Origin of the sequence: Falsirhodobacter algicola, from assembly GCF_018279165.1 — a bacterium.
GTDB lineage: Bacteria > Pseudomonadota > Alphaproteobacteria > Rhodobacterales > Rhodobacteraceae > Falsirhodobacter > Falsirhodobacter algicola.
This window is the reverse complement of record NZ_CP047289.1, coordinates 1,610,818-1,629,003: the sequence shown is the minus strand read 5'-3', so window position 1 is coordinate 1,629,003 and position 18,186 is coordinate 1,610,818. Positions and strand designations below refer to the sequence as shown.

At 67.4% G+C, this 18,186-nt stretch carries 15 protein-coding genes; 6 read left to right on the top strand and 9 right to left on the bottom strand.

Annotated features, from left to right (window positions below):
• Positions 1-13: 13 nt before the first annotated feature.
• Together GR316_RS08155 and GR316_RS08150 are read left to right on the top strand one after the other, a co-directional pair.
• Entirely contained in the window at positions 14-1,522 is a 1,509-nt protein-coding gene (locus GR316_RS08155; RefSeq protein WP_211783458.1) for a SulP family inorganic anion transporter, read from the top strand.
• A gap of 9 nt (positions 1,523-1,531) precedes the next feature.
• Positions 1,532-2,599 (top strand): AbrB family transcriptional regulator, encoded by a 1,068-nt coding sequence (locus tag GR316_RS08150; protein ID WP_249218739.1) that lies wholly within the window; start codon positions 1,532-1,534, stop codon positions 2,597-2,599.
• Here GR316_RS08150 and GR316_RS08145 read toward each other — a convergent pair.
• Positions 2,596-3,594, bottom strand: coding sequence for a siderophore-interacting protein (locus GR316_RS08145; RefSeq protein ID WP_211783457.1), 999 nt, complete (start codon positions 3,592-3,594; stop codon positions 2,596-2,598). The genes GR316_RS08150 and GR316_RS08145 overlap by 4 nt on opposite strands.
• A gap of 108 nt (positions 3,595-3,702) precedes the next feature.
• On the bottom strand, positions 3,703-5,808 hold the full coding sequence (locus GR316_RS08140) for a TonB-dependent siderophore receptor (protein ID WP_211783456.1): 2,106 nt from the start codon (positions 5,806-5,808) through the stop codon (positions 3,703-3,705).
• Between the two features lie 173 nt (positions 5,809-5,981).
• On the opposite strand from GR316_RS08140, the gene GR316_RS08135 reads away from it, so the two are divergent.
• Positions 5,982-7,349: an FAD-binding oxidoreductase gene (locus GR316_RS08135; protein ID WP_211783455.1), complete on the top strand. Its 1,368-nt coding sequence runs from the start codon at positions 5,982-5,984 to the stop codon at positions 7,347-7,349.
• 8 nt (positions 7,350-7,357) lie between these two features.
• Here the strand turns inward: GR316_RS08135 and GR316_RS08130 are convergent, their stop codons facing one another.
• Positions 7,358-8,155 carry a sulfotransferase family protein gene (locus GR316_RS08130; RefSeq protein ID WP_211783454.1) on the bottom strand — a complete coding sequence of 266 codons (798 nt, stop codon included), beginning with the start codon at positions 8,153-8,155 and terminating at the stop codon, positions 7,358-7,360.
• A 72-nt stretch (positions 8,156-8,227) separates the two neighbouring features.
• Positions 8,228-10,408, bottom strand: coding sequence for an excinuclease ABC subunit UvrB (gene uvrB / locus GR316_RS08125; protein WP_249218738.1), 2,181 nt, complete (start codon positions 10,406-10,408; stop codon positions 8,228-8,230).
• A 109-nt stretch (positions 10,409-10,517) separates the two neighbouring features.
• Between uvrB and GR316_RS08120 the strand changes: the two genes are divergently transcribed.
• Positions 10,518-10,829, top strand: coding sequence for an ETC complex I subunit (locus tag GR316_RS08120; RefSeq protein ID WP_211783453.1), 312 nt, complete (start codon positions 10,518-10,520; stop codon positions 10,827-10,829).
• 15 nt (positions 10,830-10,844) lie between these two features.
• On the opposite strand, the gene GR316_RS08115 is transcribed toward GR316_RS08120, so the two are convergent.
• Genes GR316_RS08115 through GR316_RS08095 form a run of 5 tightly spaced genes read right to left on the bottom strand, consistent with a single transcriptional unit; the run spans position 10,845 to position 15,426 of the window.
• Complete coding sequence (locus GR316_RS08115) at positions 10,845-11,888, bottom strand: L-idonate 5-dehydrogenase (RefSeq protein WP_211783452.1); 1,044 nt, start codon at positions 11,886-11,888, stop codon at positions 10,845-10,847.
• A 4-nt stretch (positions 11,889-11,892) separates the two neighbouring features.
• The gene (locus GR316_RS08110; protein WP_211783451.1) at positions 11,893-13,170 is read right to left on the bottom strand and encodes a TRAP transporter large permease; all 1,278 of its coding nucleotides are present in this window, start codon (positions 13,168-13,170) and stop codon (positions 11,893-11,895) included.
• A 1-nt stretch (position 13,171) separates the two neighbouring features.
• Positions 13,172-13,672, bottom strand: a complete 501-nt coding sequence (locus GR316_RS08105; RefSeq protein ID WP_211783450.1) for a TRAP transporter small permease — start codon at positions 13,670-13,672, stop codon at positions 13,172-13,174.
• A gap of 55 nt (positions 13,673-13,727) precedes the next feature.
• Entirely contained in the window at positions 13,728-14,708 is a 981-nt protein-coding gene (locus GR316_RS08100; RefSeq protein WP_211783449.1) for a TRAP transporter substrate-binding protein, read from the bottom strand.
• Between the two features lie 31 nt (positions 14,709-14,739).
• The gene (locus tag GR316_RS08095; RefSeq protein ID WP_211783448.1) at positions 14,740-15,426 is read right to left on the bottom strand and encodes a GntR family transcriptional regulator; all 687 of its coding nucleotides are present in this window, start codon (positions 15,424-15,426) and stop codon (positions 14,740-14,742) included.
• A 95-nt stretch (positions 15,427-15,521) separates the two neighbouring features.
• Here GR316_RS08095 and uxuA point away from each other — a divergent pair, with 95 nt between their 5' ends.
• Positions 15,522-16,742, top strand: coding sequence for a mannonate dehydratase (uxuA, locus tag GR316_RS08090; RefSeq protein WP_211783447.1), 1,221 nt, complete (start codon positions 15,522-15,524; stop codon positions 16,740-16,742).
• Positions 16,739-18,169, top strand: coding sequence for a mannitol dehydrogenase family protein (locus GR316_RS08085; protein ID WP_211783446.1), 1,431 nt, complete (start codon positions 16,739-16,741; stop codon positions 18,167-18,169). The genes uxuA and GR316_RS08085 overlap by 4 nt, the downstream gene beginning before the upstream one ends.
• Positions 18,170-18,186 lie beyond the last annotated feature (17 nt).

Genomic DNA, 18,186 nt, shown 5'->3' with positions numbered 1-18,186 from the left:
GTCAGGAAATGACATGGTAACGGAAACCCAGACGGTGCCGCAGAACGGCACGAGCGATTCACCCGGGATCGTGGACGTGGTGCGCCAGCCCCGCGTGCTGACGCGCGAGGTGCTGGCCGGCGTCGTCACGGCGCTTGCCCTCATCCCGGAGGTGATCTCCTTCTCCTTCATCTCGGGGGTCGATCCCAAGACGGCGCTCGTCGCCTCCATCGTGCTGTGCTTCGTGATGTCGGTGCTTGGGGGGCGTCCGGGCATGGTCACGGCCGCGGCCGGGTCCATCGCGCTGGTGATCGGGCCGATGGTGCGCGAATACGGGATGGAATACATCCTGCCGACGATCCTGTTGGCGGGGGCGATCCAGATCGCCTTCGGCTTCCTCGGTCTGGCGCGGCTGATGCGGTTCATCCCGCGATCGGTGATGATCGGCTTCGTGAACGCCTTGGGGATCCTGATCTTCTTTGCGCAGGTGCCGCATATCATCGACGTGCCGGGGGCGGTCTATCCGCTGTTCGCGCTGACGCTGCTGATCGTGATCGTACTGCCGCGCCTGACGACGGTGGTGCCTTCGGCGCTGGTGGCGATCGTGGTCGTCACGGCGCTGGCGATGATCTTCGGGCTGAACGTGCCCAATGTGGGCGGCGAGGGCGAGATGTCGCCCGGCCTTCCGGGCCTGACCCTGCTGAACGTGCCCCTGAGCATGGACACCCTCGCGATCGTCTGGGGTCCGGCGCTGAGCGTCGCGTTCGTCGGCCTTCTGGAGTCGCTCCTGACGGCCAAGCTGGTGGACGAGATCACGGATACCCGGTCCCACAAGGGGCGTGAAAGCTGGGCACTGGGCGTTGCGAACATCGCGGCGGGCTTTTACGGCGGGATCGCCGGCTGCGCGATGATCGGGCAGACGGTGGTGAACGTGAAGATCGGCGGCGCCCGGTCGCGCGTGTCGACGCTGGCGGCGGGTGCGGTGCTGCTGATCCTCGTCACCATCCTGTCGGGCGTGATGGCGCAGATCCCGATGGTGGCGCTGGCGGCGGTGATGATGGTGGTGTCGGTGCAGACGGTGGATTGGCATTCGGTCCGCCCCAGCACGCTGCGCACCATGCCCATTCCCGAAACGCTGGTGATGGCGGTGACGGTCGGGCTGACGGTGCTGACGCACAACCTTGCCATCGGCATTGCGGGCGGCGTCGTTCTAGCGGTCTTGTTCTTCGCGCGCCGCGTCGCCCATGTGATCGAGGTGCGGCGCACCCTGTCCGAGAGCGGCCATCACGCCTTCTACGAAGTGGACGGCCCGCTGTTCTTCGGCTCCAGCAACGATCTGTTCGAGCGGTTCCGCTATGCGGAGGACCCGGCCGAGGTCACGATCGACTTCGCCCGGTCGCAGATCTGGGACGCGTCCACGGTGGCGGCGCTGGATTCGATCCAGACCCGTTATGCCGCGCATGGAACGACCTGCCACTTCACCGGCCTCGATGCCCGCAGCGGCGCGTTCCACGCCCGCCTGACGGGCCGCTTGGGCGACTGATCCGGGCCGATGGTCCGCTTTGCAAAGCGTATGGCCGCAGCGGGCCGACCGGTCCGCTGGGCGGTGCTGGTGGCGCTGGCGGGGGCGCTTACCGCGGCGTTGGAGCTGGGCGGGCTTCCGGCGGCCTTCCTTCTGGGGCCGATGATCGCGGCCATCGTGCTGGCCGTCGCGGGCGGCACGGTCGCGATCGACCGGCGCGGCTTCGTCGCGGCGCAGGCCGTGGTGGGGCTGATGATGGCGGGCAGCATCCCGCATGACATCGGGACCGAGCTGCGCAAGGACTGGCTCCTGTTCGTCCTTGGCGTCATGTCCACCGTCGTGGCGGCGGCGGCGCTCGGCTGGTCGATCTCGCGCGCGCGGCTGTTTCCGGGGTCGACGGCGATCTGGGGATCGGCGCCGGGGGCGGCCAGCGTGATGACGATCATGTCCGAATCCTTCGGGGCGGACATGCGGCTGGTGGCCTTCATGCAGTACACCCGCGTGGTGTGCTGCGCGGTGGTGGCGATGCTGCTGACGCGCTTTCTGGGCGCGGGGGGCGAGGGCGTCGCCGTGCCGACGGTGCATGCGGCGCTGGCCACCGGGCCGCTGATCGGTACGCTGGCGGTGGCGGCGGCCTGCGGGCTGTTGGCAATGCGCGTGCGCTTGCCGGGCGGGGCGCTGCTGCTGTCGCTGATCGTGGGGCTGATCCTCAGCTTCACCGGGGTTCTTGCGATCACGCTGCCCTTCTGGCTGCTGGCGATCTGCTATGTGGTGATCGGACTGACGGTGGGGATGCGCTTCACCCCGGCGGTGGTGCGCCATGCCGCCCATGCCCTGCCGCGGGTGCTGATGTCGGTGGTCGCGCTGATAGCGGTCGGGGGGCTGTTCGCGCTGGCGCTGGTGCGGTTCGCCGGGGTCGATCCGCTGACGGCGTATCTGGCCACGACGCCGGGCGGGGCCGATACGGTGGCCATCATCGCCAGCGCCTCGGACGTGGATGTGCCCTTCGTGATGGCGATGCAGATCGCGCGCTTCTTCTTCGTGCTGCTGACCGCGCCGACGCTGGCGCGGTATCTGTCGCGGCGGATGGGGGCCTAATCGGCCGTCCAATAGGCGAGGGCGTGCAACTCGCCCCGCTTCAGGCCAAGCGCCGCGCCATGTTCGCGCGCGGCGGCGGCCTCGGCCTTCTCGGACGCGAAATAGACATAGCGGGGGCCGTCGGGCACGCGGGCGGCGCGGAAGGCGTCGATCAGCGTGTCCCCCCGCTCGCGCAGCGCCCAACGCAGGGTGATGCCCGGCGGACAGGCGACGCGTTGAATATCGGCTTCGGTCGGAACGAGGATCACGGCCTCGCCCACCGTGCCCTCGGGCGCGCCGCGGATCATGCGGATGACGGCGGGCAGGGCGGTTTCGTCGCCGAACAGGCCGATCCATGGGGCTTCGGACAGGCCCGTGCCGCCGGGACCGGTCAGCCCGACCTCCTGCCCCGGCGAAAGCGTGCCGGACCAGTCATGCGCGCGGCCGCCTTCGTGGCGGAAGAGGTCGAAATCGATCCACCGCCCCTCGGGGCAGATGTCGCGCACGGTATAGGCGGGGCGGTGCCATGCCTCCACGCCGCCCGGCCAGACGGTGCCGCCGGTGTCGTCGGCGGTGGGCCAATCGGCGCCCTCGGGGCCGATCAGCAGGCGGAAATGCAGCCCGCCGTTCAGAAAGCGCGTGTAATCCCCCGCAAGGCGGATGCGCCGGAAATTGGGCGAGATGTCGAGCACCCGCGCCACGCGGCCCAGCGCCATGTTCGCCGGATTGGCCCCGACGCGCATCTTGGCCCATGTGACGCAGTGATTCAGCCCGGCCTGATCCAGATGCCAGCTGAGCGTTTCGCGCAGGCTGACAAGCTGGGCCCCATCGGCGGAGGTCAGTTCCACCGTGGTGCTCGGGCCGGTGTCGATCACCTCCAGCGTGCCATAGAACATGTTGACCGATTTGCCGCGCGGCGTGTCGCTCACGGCCAGTTCCAGTTCGGTCGCGCGCTGGATCAGGCCGGGAAGGAAGGTGGCGGCGGGTATGGCAAGGAAGGCGGTCGTCCGTTGCATCGGTCATCTCCTGTCGCGCCGGCAGCACCCCTTGGGGCCCCGAGTCCCATATCCATACCAATTCGATCAGGTATCACGCAAGCACGCTTTGCGAGCGCCGGCGGGATATCACCAGCGGTAGGAAACGTCCGCGATCACCGTCCGCCCCGCGCCATAGGTGCAGCCGAAGCTGCCGCATTGGGCAAGGTATTCCTCGTCCGTCAGGTTCTGCACCGTCACCCGCGCGGTGACGGCCTCGTGGACATAAGAGACCGAGGCGTCGAGCAGCGTTTCCCCGTCCATCCGGTAGGTGTTCGCCGCATCGCCGAAGCGCGCCCCGAAATACCGGATGCCCCCACCGAGGTTCAGGCCCGCAAGCGGCCCCGCCGGATCGAAATCGTAGCCGACCCAGAGGCTCGCCACATCTTCGGGCGTGTTTTCGGGAACGAGGCCCGCGTAATCGTCGCTGACCGTTTCGGCATCGGTGTAGCTGTAGGCGGCGCGCAGTGTCCAAGCCGGGCTCAGTTGCGCCACACCTTCCAGTTCCAGCCCCTTGGAATCGACCTGCCCGCGCTGCCGCGACGTGACGACGCCGCTTGCGCTGTCGAGGACGCTGACCGTGACGTTCTTCTGTTCAATGTCGAACAGCGTGGCGGTGAAGAAGCCGTCGAACCCTGCGGGCTGATATTTCACGCCCACCTCCCACTGCCGCCCCGAGGTCGGATCCAGCGGATCGCCCGTCAGCTCGTCCGTGCCGACGACCGGATCGAAGGTGGTGGCATAGCTGACGAAGGGCGCAAACCCGTTGTCGAAGACATAGGACAGCCCGGCGCGGCCGGTCGTCTCGCTCGTATCCTCATCGACATCGGTGGTGCCGGCGAAGTTGGAATAGGTCGTGCCCTCGCGGCTGGACCAATCATGGCGCAGGCCCAGCGTCGCGCGCCAGCGATCGACGCGCAATTCGTCCTGCGCATAGATGCCCGTCTGCCGGTAGGTCAGGTCGTTCTCGGCCTCGTACCAGATCTCGGGATCGACGGTGGCGCCGTATTGCGGATCCGATGCCGAGAGCCCCGGCACCCCCCGCCCGAAGGCGGTCTGCGTCAGTTCGTCGTAGCGGCGGATGTCGAGCCCGAAGAGCAGCGTGTGATCCACCGCGCCGGTGCGGGCATGGCCCGTCAGGCGGGTGTCGAGGTTCACCGTTTCGGTATCCTCGTCCTGTTCGATCGCGCCCCGATTGATCGTGTCCCCCGTCAGCGACGAGAAATAGAGCCATTGGTAATCCCAATCGAAGCTCTGATACCGCAAGCCTTGGGTCAGCGACCAGTTGTCGTTGAACCGGTGCTGCCATTCGACGCCGAGATTGACCTGCTTGCGGTCGGAGTGGTTGTAATCCTCCTCGCCGATATAGGTGTCGCGGCCGATCGCGTCGCTGCCCCCGATCAGCGCGTCGGTGGAGACCGAGGTCGGCTGTTCGGGGTTGTCCCACTGATAGCTGCCGAGGAAGGTCAGCGTATCCTCGCCGTTGATCTGCCATGTGACGCTGGGCGCAAGGTAGATGCGGTCATCCTCGATCTCCTCGGCGGCGCCGGTCTGGCTGCGCAGCACGCCCGTGAATCGATAGGCGACATCGGTGCCGACGGTGCGGTTCAGATCGAAGAACGTCTCCGCCCGGTCATCGGTGCCGAAGGACAGGCCGACCTCGTTGAACGTGTCGAACTGGGCGCGTTTCTGGATCATGTTGATCATGCCGCCCGGATTGCCCGCGCCATAGAGCACGCCCGCCGGGCCGTGCAGCACCTCGATCCGCTCCAGCCCGTAGGTCTCGAACGAGGGGGTGGTGTTGCTGCGCAGCAGTTTCAGCCCGTTCAGGAACTGCGAATTGCCGCCGTCGAAGCCCCGCAGGCGCGGGGCGTCGCCGCGCGAATCCTGACCATAGGGCTCGCCGAAGGTGCCGGCGGAATAGTTCAGCGCCTGCCCCAGCGTCCGGGCACCCTGCGCGGTGATCTGTTCGGACGTGACGACCGACGTGGTCTGCTGCGTGTCGATGCGGGCGGTGCCGGTCTTGGTCGCGCTGGCCTGACCCGTGGCGACGAAGCCGCCCGCAGGCGCGGTCGGATCGGGGGCGCCTGTGACCACGATCGCCTCCAGCGCGGTGGCGTCGTCTTGCGCCTTGGCGGCAAGGCTCAGCGCCAGAAGGCTGGTTCCGGCAACGAGGAGGGTTCGGTGAAGGCGCATGGCAGGGCTCCGGGGATTCGAGGGACGCAATCTGCTACCAACATTTCCGTGATCCGCAAACATTGTTGATGGAAATAATCGGGAATCGGCCGCGTTTGCGACATTCCCGCCGCAGGTTGCGGCCCCCGGCCGGGCGGACGTAGAATAGGCCCGAACAAGCTGGGGAGCCGTCCATGACCGTCTTCGATACCCTGCGTGCCCGTTTCGGCGCGCGTTTCTCCACCTCGGACGCGCTGCGGGTGCAGCATGCGGGGGGTGAGGCGCATCACCGGATCGCAGCTCCCGATGCGGTGGTGATGGCCCGATCGACCGAAGAGGTTCAGGAGGTCGTCCGCCTGTGTGCCGCGGCGGGCATCCCGGTGATCGCCCATGGCGCCGGCACCTCGCTGGAGGGGCATCTGTCGGCGGTGCGCGGCGGGGTGTCGCTGGATCTGACGGGCATGGACCGGGTGCTGCGCGTCTCGGCCGAGGATATGGATTGCACGGTGGAGGCGGGCGTCACCCGGGAGGCGCTGAACAGCTGGCTGCGCGATCAGGGCCTGTTCTTTCCGATCGATCCGGGGGCGAATGCGACGCTGGGGGGCATGGCCTCCACCCGCGCGTCGGGCACGAATGCGGTGCGCTACGGCACCATGCGCGAGGCGGTGCTGTCGCTGACGGTGGTCTTGGCGAATGGCGAGGTGATCCGCACGGGCGGGCGGGCGCGCAAATCGGCGGCGGGCTACGATCTGACGCGGCTCTTCGTCGGGGCGGAGGGCACGCTTGGCATCATCACCGAGGTGACGCTGCGCCTGCACGGCATCCCGCAGGCGATTTCGGCGGCGGTGTGCCGGTTCGAGGATGTGGAGAGCGCCGTCGCCGCCGCCACCGCCGTCGTGCAATACGGCATCCCCGTCGCGCGGATGGAGCTTATGGATCGCGGCCTCGTGGCGGCGGTGAACGCCCATTCGGGGCTGGATCTGCCGGTGGCCGACATGCTCGCCTTCGAGTTTCACGGATCGGATGCCTCGGTCGCCGAACAGGCCGCCCTCGTGGGCGAGATCGTGGCCGAATTCGGCGGGCAGGGCTTCGAGGCCGCCCATGACGCCCCGGCGCGGGCGCGGTTGTGGAAGGCGCGGCACGAGGCGTGGTATGCGATCCTCGGCCAGCGGCCGGGCTGCCGGGGGTGGGTGTCGGATGTCTGCGTGCCGGTCTCCGAACTTAGCGGGGCGATCCATCATGCGCGGGGGCTCTTGGCCGATTGTCCGGTGCCGGCGGTGATCCTCGGCCATGTGGGGGATGGCAATTTCCACGTCGTCTTTGCCATGGACCCGGAGAGCGAGGCCGAGGCGGCGGCGGTGAAGCAGGCCAATGCCGCCATGGTGCGCCACGCGCTGTCGGTGGGCGGCACCTGCACGGGCGAACATGGCGTCGGCATCGGCAAGGCCGATTACCTGACCGAGGAATACGACCCCGGCGCGCTGGCGCTGATGGCGGCGCTGAAGGCCGCCGTCGATCCGCAGGGCATCATGAACCCCGGAAAGATCCTGCCCGGGGCCTGATGGCCCCCCTAGTTCGGATCGGTCAGCATCCATTCATGCGCCGTGCCCTGAAGGGCGCGGGCTAGATCGTCGTAATTGGCGACCAGATCGCGCAGGCGTTCGGGGTTCATCTTCAGATTGTCCGGCTGGCTGCTGGCTTCGGGGATGTCCATCATCCGCGCGGCGAGGCGGCGCACGGGGGGCTGGAAATGCCCCTCGGCATCGAACATCTCGTCATAGAAGACACGCTCCACCTGCGGGACGGCATCCAGAAGGGCGCCGACGCGGCGGTCCTGCTGCAAAAGCGTGCGGATCGCCGTGACGGCGCGCCGCACGTCGATCTCCAGCGCGGGTTTGCGCGTCACGAGATCGCCCGCCGTTTCCGCCGACCAGCGCCCGGTCATCGTCGCCATCTCTTCGGAGACGAAGATGCGCAGCTTGTTGCGCCGCACGAGATGCACGACATGGGCCTGCGATTCCTGCAGGAAGCTGACGATGAAGGGGCTGCGGCTGTCCACATCCTCGCGCTGGGGGATCAGGTTCAGGCCGAAATACTTCACATCCATCGCCAGCTTGCGCCCGGCCGCCACCTCGCGCTGCCGCTCGATGTATTTGCGGAACAAGAAGGCGTGATGCTCGGGATGCACCATGGCCGGATCCTGCGCGGCGCGGTCGCGGACGAAGCCGTAGAACCGGTGCCGGGCGTTCAGATTCCCGTGGAAGATCTCGTCGCAATCGAGCGCGCCATGCCGGGCCAGAAGGCGGCGGAACACGGTCGTGCCGCTGCGCTGCCGGCCAATGATGAAGATCAGATCAGACGTGGGCACCGAATTTTCCATGCAGTTCAGGATGTTTCGGCGGATCATGACGCGGCGCGCGGGCCGCGGCAAGCCTCGGCGTCAGCGGCGGCGACGCTTGTTGCCGCCCCGCTGGCCCGCGCGCCCGGCGGTGGAGCGCCCCGATCCGGCCAGCGCCGCCTCCTGCGCCTCCTCCACGGCCGATTGGCGGGTGAGGGGGTCGTCCGCCACCGCCAGCTCGACCGCTTCCAGCCGCTTCACCTCGTCGCGCAGACGGGCCGCCTCCTCGAATTCGAGGTTCTCGGCGGCTTTGCGCATCTGAACGCGCAGCGCATCGAGATGCGCCGAAAGGTTGGAGCCGACCATCGGCTTGTCCACCTTGGCGGTCACGCGGCTCTGGTCCGTGTCGCCCTGCCACAGACCGGACAGGACATCCTCCACGTTCTTCTTCACCGTTTGCGGGGTGATGCCGTGCAGGGTGTTGTAGGCCATCTGCTTTTCCCGGCGCCGATCGGTCTCGCGCATGGCGCGTTCCATCGATCCGGTGATCCGGTCGGCATACATGATGACGCGGCCTTCGGCGTTGCGCGCGGCCCGGCCGATCGTCTGGATCAGCGAGGTTTCGGACCGCAGGAACCCTTCCTTGTCGGCATCGAGGATCGCCACCAGCCCGCATTCGGGAATGTCGAGGCCCTCGCGCAGGAGGTTGATGCCCACCAGCACATCGAACGCCCCAAGGCGCAGATCGCGCAGGATCTCGATCCGCTCGATCGTGTCGATGTCGGAATGCATGTAGCGGATGCGGATGCCCTGTTCGTGGAAATATTCGGTCAGATCCTCGGCCATGCGTTTGGTCAGCACGGTGACGAGGGTGCGCAGCCCGGCCGCCGATACGCGGCGGATCTCGTCCAAGAGATCGTCCACCTGCATATCGACGGGCCGGATCTCCACCTTGGGGTCCAGAAGGCCGGTCGGGCGGATCACCTGTTCGGAAAAGACGCCGCCCGCCTGCTCCAACTCCCACGCGGCGGGGGTGGCGGAGACGAAAACCGATTGCGGGCGCATCGCGTCCCATTCCTCGAATTTCAGCGGGCGGTTGTCCATGCAGGAGGGCAGGCGGAAGCCATGCTCGGCCAAGGTGAACTTGCGCCGGTAGTCGCCCTTGTACATCGCGCCGATCTGCGGGACCGAGACGTGGGATTCGTCGGCGAAGACGATGGCATTATCGGGAATGAACTCGAACAAGGTCGGAGGCGGCTCTCCGGGGGCGCGGCCGGTCAGATAGCGCGAGTAGTTTTCGATCCCGTTGCAGACGCCGGTCGCCTCCAGCATCTCGATGTCGAAGGCGGTGCGCTGCTCCAGCCGCTGGGCCTCCAGCAGCTTGCCCTCGCCGACCAGTTGATCGAGGCGCATCCGAAGCTCGGCCTTGATGCCCTGCACGGCCTGCTGCATCGTCGGGCGCGGCGTGACGTAGTGGCTGTTGGCATAGATGCGGATCTGCGCAAAGCTGTCGGTCTTGGCGCCGGTCAGGGGGTCGAACTCCACGATGCTCTCCAGCTCTTCGCCGAAGAAGCTGAAGCGCCATGCCCGATCCTCGAGGTGCGCGGGCCAGAGTTCGATCGCATCGCCGCGCACGCGGAAGCTGCCGCGCGCGAAGGACTGATCGTTCCGGCGGTACTGCTGCGCCACCATCTGCGCGATCACGTCGCGCTGGTTGTAGTTCTGCCCGACGATCAGATCCTGCGTCATGGCCGAATAGGTCTCGACCGAGCCGATGCCGTAGATGCAGGACACGGAGGCGACGATGATCACATCGTCCCGCTCCAGCAGCGCGCGGGTGGCCGAGTGGCGCATCCGGTCGATCTGCTCGTTGATCTGGGATTCCTTCTCGATATAGGTGTCGGACCGCGCGACATAGGCCTCGGGCTGGTAGTAGTCGTAATAGCTGACGAAGTATTCCACCGCGTTGTCGGGGAAGAAGCCCTTGAACTCGCCATAGAGCTGCGCCGCCAGCGTCTTGTTCGGGGCGAGGATGATCGCCGGGCGCTGCGTCTCTTCGATGATGCGCGCCATGGTGAAGGTCTTGCCGGTGCCGGTGGCGCCCAGAAGGACCTGATCGCGTTCCCCGCCGCGCACACCGTCCGACAGTTCGGCGATGGCCTTTGGCTGATCGCCCGCCGCCTTGAACGGCGTTTCCATGACGAAGCGCCGCCCGCCTTCCAGCTTGGGCCGCGTCAGCACCTCGGGACGGAACATCGGCATGTTGGAATTGTTGTGCGGCATGGGCGAATCCTTTGTCGGACCTCTATCTGATCGTTCTTTGTTCCGGATCAAGATGGTGGCTTGCGACGGGCCTCGCCTTTTCGGTAAATGGGGGCGACTGGAGGACGACATGCGCGCACGAATCTACAAGCCGGCCCGGAATGCGATGCAATCCGGCCTCGCCAAGACGAAGGAATGGGTGCTGGACTTCGCGCCTGCCACGGCGCGCGAGATCGATCCCCTGATGGGTTGGACATCGTCGGACGATACGCAGCGGCAGGTCCGCCTGCGCTTCGACACCCGCGAGGCCGCCGAGGCCTATGCCCGCGAACATGGGATCGATGTGGATGTGCAGCCGGCCCAAGGCCGCAAGCCGAACATCCGCCCCCGCGGCTATGGCGAGAATTTCGCCAGCGACCGCAAGGGCGCTTGGACGCACTAAGGTCGTCCGGGGGCCTTAGCCCCCGAAGGTGATCTGCACCTTCACCGAACGACTGCGATCGGCGGCCGCGGCAAAAGCTGCCTCGGCCTCTTCCAGCGGGAAGGTGGCAGTGATCATACGCTCCACCGGGATGGCTCCGCTTTCGATCAGGGCGACCGCTTCGGCGAATTCGCCGTCGAACCGCTGCGAGCCGTGAAGACGGATCTCCTTGCCCACGATCATGTTCAGCGGCACCGTCACATCGCCGGTGACGCCGACTTGCACCAGCGTGCCGCGCGGGCGCAGCGTTTCGATCGCCATGCGGATCGCGGGGGCGGCTGCGGAACATTCGAAGGCGACATCGAACTGTCCCTTCTCGGCCATGTACTCTTCCATCCGGGCGGCATCGCGCGCGACGTTGACGGTGCGGGTCGCGCCCAGACGGGCGGCGATGTCCAGCGTGGCGTCCTGAAGATCGGTCACGACGATGTCCGCCGCGCCCGCTTCGGCCGCAAGGGCGGTGCAGAGCGCGCCGATCGGGCCGGCCCCCGTCACCAGCACGCGCTTTCCCTTCAGCGGCGGGGCCTGATTGCGGGCGTGCAGGCACACGGCCAGCGGCTCGGCGCAGGCGGCGGAGGAAAGCGGGACATGATCGGCCACGGGAAGGCATTGCGCGGCCGCGATCGTCAGGCGGTCGCGGAACATCCCCTGTTCATGCGGCAGGTACATGGCCGAGCCTTTGAACCGCATGTTCAGGCAGTGCTGATGCACCCCTTGGGCGCAGAAGCGGCAGGTGCCGCAGGGCTGGCTCGGGTTCAGTGCGACGCGCATCCCCGGCACAAGGCCCGTCACCCCATCGCCGAGCGCGAGCACCGTTCCCGCCGCCTCGTGCCCGAGGATGATCGGTTCGCGCACGCGGATCGGGCCGAAGCCCCCATGCAGCAGGTAATGCAGGTCCGATCCGCAGATGCCGCCCGCGCCGACGGCGACCAGCACCTCGCCGGGGCCGGGTTCGGACAGCGCCACGGTTTCGAGGCGCAGGTCGTTTTCGCCATGCAGGCGGCAAACGCGGGTCGTCATCGTCTCAGTTCTCCAGAATCGAGGGCAGCCATGTGGCCAGCGGCGGGAAGTAGGACACCAGCAGCAGCACGATGATGTTGGTCACGATGAAGGGCGCGATGGCGCGGATCACCGGGGCCAGCGGCAGGCGGGCGATGTTGGCGCAGATGAAGAGGCACACGCCCACCGGCGGCGTCGTGAGGCCGATCATCAGGTTCAGGACGGCGAAGGTGGCGAAATGCAGCGGATCCACCCCGACGCCCTGTGCCAGCGTCATCAGCGGCACGAAGAGGATGATCAGCGCGGCGATCGTTTCCATGAACATGCCGACGAACAGCAGGATCAGGTTGATCAAGAGGATCACCACGAAACGGTTGTCCGTGATCGACAGCACGCCGCTGGCGATGGCCTGCGGAATGCGCTCGGCCACGAGGATCCAGCCGAAGACGTTGGCAAAGCCCACCAGCACTAGAATTCCGGCGGCCGAGACGGCGCTGTCGATGACGATCTTGGGCACCTGACGGATCGGCAGGTCGCGATAGACGAAGGCCCCGACGACGAAGGCGTAGATGCAGGCGACGATGGCCGTTTCGGTCGGCGTCGCAAGGCCCGACAGAAGGCCGCCGATGATCAGCCCCGTCATCGCCACCGCCCAGAACGCCCCGGTGAAGGAGCGCAGCAATTCGCGGAAGCCCTGCCACGGCTGGCGCGGGAAGTTGCGTTTGCGCGCGATCAGCCACGCCGTGACCATCATCGCGACGCCCATCAGAAGGCCCGGAATGGCCCCGGCCATGAACATCTGCCCGACCGAGATGCCCGACAGCGCCCCGACGATGATCATCGGCACCGACGGCGGAATGATCGGCCCCACGGTGGAGGAGGCGGCCGTGATCGCGGCCGAGAAGTCGGCCGGATAGCCCGCCTTCTTCATGCCCGGAATCATCATCCCCCCGATGGAGGCCGCATCGGCGACCGCCGTTCCCGAAATGCCGCCGAAGAGCATGGAGGCCGCGACGTTGGTCAGCCCCAGCCCGCCGCGCATCCAGCCGACCATGGCGCTGGCCAGCCGCACGATGCGTTCGGTGATGCCGCCCATGTTCATCAGGTTGCCGGCGAGGATGAAGCCGGGGATGCAGAGCAGCACGAAGCTGTCCATGCCCGCGAACATCTTTTGCGGGATCACCACCAGCGGCAGCCCGGCATAGAGGACATAGGCCAGCGACGAGAGCGCCAGCGTGATGGCGACCGGGATCCCGACCACGAGGCCGGCGATGAAGGTGCCCAGAAGGACGAACAGGTCCATATCAGATCTCCTCTTCGGGCCGGTGCGGACGGCCGTCTTCGCTGCCGCGCAGCATTCCGATGATGCGCAACAGCGCGAACAGGGCGAGACCGACCATCACCACCAGCACCGCGCCATGCACGAGGTCCATGCGGATGCCGCTGGCCGGGGCGGTCTGCCGCGCGCCGATGGAGGTGAAGCGCCATGCCGGCGCGATCAGGGCGAGGGTTCCGACCAGCGTCGCCACCGCGCTCAGCAGGCGCAGCACCCAAGGGGCGCGTCCGGGCAGCGATTCGGACACGAGATCGACGTTCACCATGTCGCCGCTGCGAAAGGCGAGGCCGGCCCCGAGGGCGGCGATATAGAGAAGGGCGAAGCGCGAGATTTCCTCGGTCCAGACGACCGAGGTCATCAGGCCGTTCCGGCCCATGAGCTGCAGGACGACGGCCACGCCGATCACAGCGAAGGACAGGCCGGTAAGGGTGCGGAACACATGTTCGGTGATGCGGGTCAGGCGGTGCATGGCGGTCCTCCGGGAAGGGATCGCGCCGCCCGGGTGGGGGCGGCGCGATGTCCGATCAGTGCTGCATGGCGAAGATCTGTTCGACCGTCGGACGCAGATCGTCCGACACGCCGCCGATCACCGCGTCGCGGGCCTTCGCGGCGAAGGCCGCTTCGTCCACCTCGTGGAAGGTCACGCCCTTCTGCTCCAGATCGGCGCGGATTTCGGTCTCGTTTTCGAGGAACAGGCTGCGCTCGTAGGTCTGGGTGCGCTTGGCGGCCTCGGCGACGACCGCTTGGTCCTCCTCGCTCAGCCCTTCCCAAGTCAGTTCGGAGATGGCGAGATAGATCCACGACCGGACGTGGTTGGTCAGGTTGATCGTGCTCTGCACTTCGTTGAAGTTGGCGCTGCGCACCAGCGAGAGCGGGTTTTCCTGCGCCTCGATCGTGCCGTTCTGCAGCGAGGTGAATACCTCCGAGAAGGCCATCGGGGTCGGCTGTGCGCCCAGCGTCTGCCAGACCTTCAGGAACAGCGGCACGTTCGGCACGCGCAGCTTCAGCCCGTTCAGATCGTCCGGGGTCGTGATCTCGCGGTTGGCCGACAATTCGCGCGGGCCGCGGGCGAAATAGGCCAGCGGACGGACACCGGCCTTTTCGATGATCTGCTGCTCGATCTCCTTGCCGATGGGGCCGGATGCGACCTCGTCCATCTGCTCCAGCGAGGTATAGGCATAGGGCAGCGCCAGCAGCGCGGCCATCGGGGCCCAGTTCTGCAGCGTCTCGCCGGTGATGGTCATGTCGGCGGTGCCGAGCTGCATGCCGTTGATCAGATCGACCTCGGAGCCGAGCGTGTCGTTCGGATAGACCTCCACCGCGATGCGGCCTTCGGACAGTTCCGCCACTTCGTCGGCGAATTTCATCGCCGCCTTGTTCCAGATGTTCTGTTCATTGGCCAGATGGCCAAGGCGCAGCACCGTGTCCTGTGCAAAGGCGGCGGTGCCGGTCAGGGCACCTGCGGTGATGGCGGCAGCGAGAACGGTCTTGAAGTTCATGATCATGGCTCCTCCCAGTAATCCATGTCGGTCCGCGTCAGCGGCCGGGGTCTTCGAAAAGGTCGGGTCGTGCCTGCCGTATGATCGGCAGATCGTTGAGGATTTCGCGCAGGTGCAGGCGCATGGCCTGACCGGCGGCCTCGGCATCGCCGCCGCGGATCGCGTCCACGATGGCGGTGTGGTGGTCGATCAGCTTGCCAAGGGCCAACTGCTCGGTCGAAAGCTGGCGCACGCGGTCCATCTGCGTCTTCAGCCCGTCGATGACGCGCCAGACGTAGGGAAGCTTCGCGCCCTCGGCCAAGGTGCGGTGGAACAGATCGTCGAGCTGGCGGAACTCGGTCGGATCGACCAAGGCCCGCTGCGCCGCAAGCTGCGCCTCCAGTTCGCGTACGAGGGCGGGATCGGGATCGGCGGCCAGCGCGCGGGCGACATCGGCCTCCACCGCCTCACGGATGAACCGTGCATCCATGACGTTTGCGGTGGAGATCTTGCGCACATAGGTGCCGCGCTGCGGGCGCACTTCCAGAAGGCCTTCTTCGGCCAGCTTGATGAACGCCTCGCGCACGGGTTGGCGGCTGGTGCCGTAATGCAGCGCCACCTCCGCCTCCGACAGGCGTTCGCCGGGCGCGATGAGGTTGCGCACGATCCGTTCGCGCAGAATGCGCGTCAGCTGCGGCCCGACGGCAAGGCCGGTATCAACGGTGGTGGTGTCGGCATTCGGCATGATCGTCCCCCCGCGGCGGATCTATCACCATACTTCCATACTAGTCAACTCCGTGTGTAGCTGCTATGTTCGTTCCGACGCAAGGGAGAATGACGATGCGGCAAACTTGGAGATGGTTCGGCCCGAAGGATCTGGTGTCGATCGACGCCATGCGGCAGGCGGGCGTGGAGGGGGTCGTGTCGGCCTTGCATCATGTCCCGACGGGCGTCGTCTGGACGCCCGACGATATCGCCGAACGCCAGCGCCAGATCGGGACGATGCAGGATGGATCGTCCTCGGGGCTGACATGGGATGTCGTCGAGAGTCTGCCCGTGTCGGAGGACATCAAGAAGCAGAAGGGCGATTGGCGCGACCACATCGCCAACTGGAAGACCAGCATGCACCATCTGCGCGATGCGGGGGTGGAGGTCATCTGCTACAACTTCATGCCGGTTCTGGATTGGACGCGCACGGACCTGTCGTGGCGCCGCCCGACGGGCGCGACTTGCATGCGCTTCGATTTCACCGATTTCGCGGCCTTCGACATCCACATCCTAGAGCGCCCCGGCGCGGCCGAGGATTTCCCCGAGGCGATCGTGGACGCCGCCGCCCGCCGATTCGCCGAGATGTCCGGCGATGAGCGGGCGCAGCTTGCCGGCAACGTGGTGTTCGGCCTGCCCGGCGCGGCCGAGAACTTCACGCTGGAGGATGTGCGCCGCCATCTGGCCGAATACGACAACATCCGCGAAGAAACGCTGCGCGGCCATCTCGTCGATTTCCTGTCCGAGGTGACGCCGCTGGCGGAGGAACTGGGACTGCGACTGTGCTGCCATCCCGACGATCCGCCCTTCCCGCTGCTGGGTCTGCCGCGGATCATGTCCACCGAGGCCGATTACGCCGCGATCATGCAGGCGGTGGATCTGCCGGCCAACGGCATCACGCTGTGCACCGGCAGCCTTGGCGCGCGGGCCGACAACGACGCGCCCGGCATGATGCGCCGCATGGGCGAGCGGGTGCATTTCCTGCATCTGCGCAACGTCACGCTCGACACGCCCGAAGAACCGCGCGGGTCGTTCTTCGAGGATGAGCATCTGGCCGGGCAGACTGACATGGTGGAGATGATCTCGGCCGTGCTGGACGAAGAGCGCCGCCGCAAGGCCGCGGGCCGCGCCGATTGGCAGATCCCGATGCGCCCCGATCACGGGCAGGACATCCTCGACGATCTGGGCCGCAAGGCGCAGCCCGGCTATCCCGCGATCGGACGCCTGAAGGGGCTGGCCGAACTGCGGGGCATCATGACCGCGCTGAACCACCCGCGGGGCATGGCGGGGGCATGACGCAGGGTCCGATCCAGCCCGCCTATGATCCACAGGCACATGGCACGGGGATCGTCCATCTGGGCCTCGGCGCGTTCCACAAGGCGCATCAGGCTGCCTGCACCGATGCCGCGCTTGCGGCCTCGGGCGGGGATTGGCGCATCATCGGCGTGTCGCTGCGCAGCCGCGCGGCGGTCGATGCGCTGAACGGCCAAGACGGGCGCTTCACCCTGATCGAGCGGGGGGAGGGCGGGACCGCCCGCATCATCGCCTCGATCGCGCGGGGGCTGACCGGGGCGGACGGGATGGGGCCGATCCTCGCGGCGATGACTGCGCCGGAGTGCCGGATCGTGACCCTGACCGTGACGGAAAAGGCCTATGGCCTCGACCGGGCCACGGGCGGCTGCGATCCGGCGCATCCGGCGGTGGCGGCGGACCTGCGCGATCCGGCGCATCCGACGGGCGTTCTGGGCCTTCTGGTGCGGGCGCTTTCGGTGCGGCGGGCGGCCGGAACGGCACCCTTCACCGTCCTGTGCTGCGACAACCTGCCGTCGAACGGGCGTCTGCTGCGCGGTGCGGTCGTGGATGCCGCGCGCCGCACCGATCCGGCGCTGGCGGACTGGATTGCGGCGAAGGTGGCGTTCCCCTCCTCCATGGTGGACCGGATCACCCCCGCCGCCACCGCCGAGACATGGGCCGAGGCCGCTGCCCTGACGGGACGGCCCGACCCCGCAGCGGTGGAGACGGAGGCCTTCCATCAATGGGTGATCGAGGATGACTTCCCCCTCGGACGCCCGGATTGGGAGGCGGGCGGCGCGATCTTCGTGTCCGACGTGACGCCCTATGAGGATATGAAGCTGCGCATGCTGAACGGCGCGCATTCGATGCTGGCCTATGCCGGGTTCCATGCCGGGCACCGTTTCGTGCGCGACGTGATAACCGATCCGGCGCTGTCGCGGCTGGTGCTGCGGCATCTGCGGGCGGCGGGGGCGACGCTCGGCCCTCTGCCGGGGATCGACATCGACGCCTATACCGATCGGCTGATGCGGCGCTTCGCCAATCCCGCCATCGCCCATGAGACGTTCCAGATCGCCATGGACGGGACCGAGAAGATGCCCCAGCGCATCTTTGCCCCGGCCCTTGCGGCGCGGGCGGCGGGGCAGGACTTGCGTCCCTTCGCCTTTGCCGCCGCCGCATGGATGCGGCATGTGGCGGGCGCGACCCATGACACCCCGCCCTATGATCTGCGCGATCCCCGCGCGGCAGAGATGCGGGCCGCACTTGGTGCGGGCGGGTCCGTGGCGGCGGCGCTGTCGGCGCTGCCGGGGATCGTTCCCCCGGCCCTTGCCGCCGATCCGGCATGGCAGGCCCCGCTTCGCGAGATGCTGGAGGCGATGCTGACCACCCCGATGGCCGAGGTGCTGCACCGCGAGGCCGCCGCCATCTGACCGTTTTGCGGCCCCGT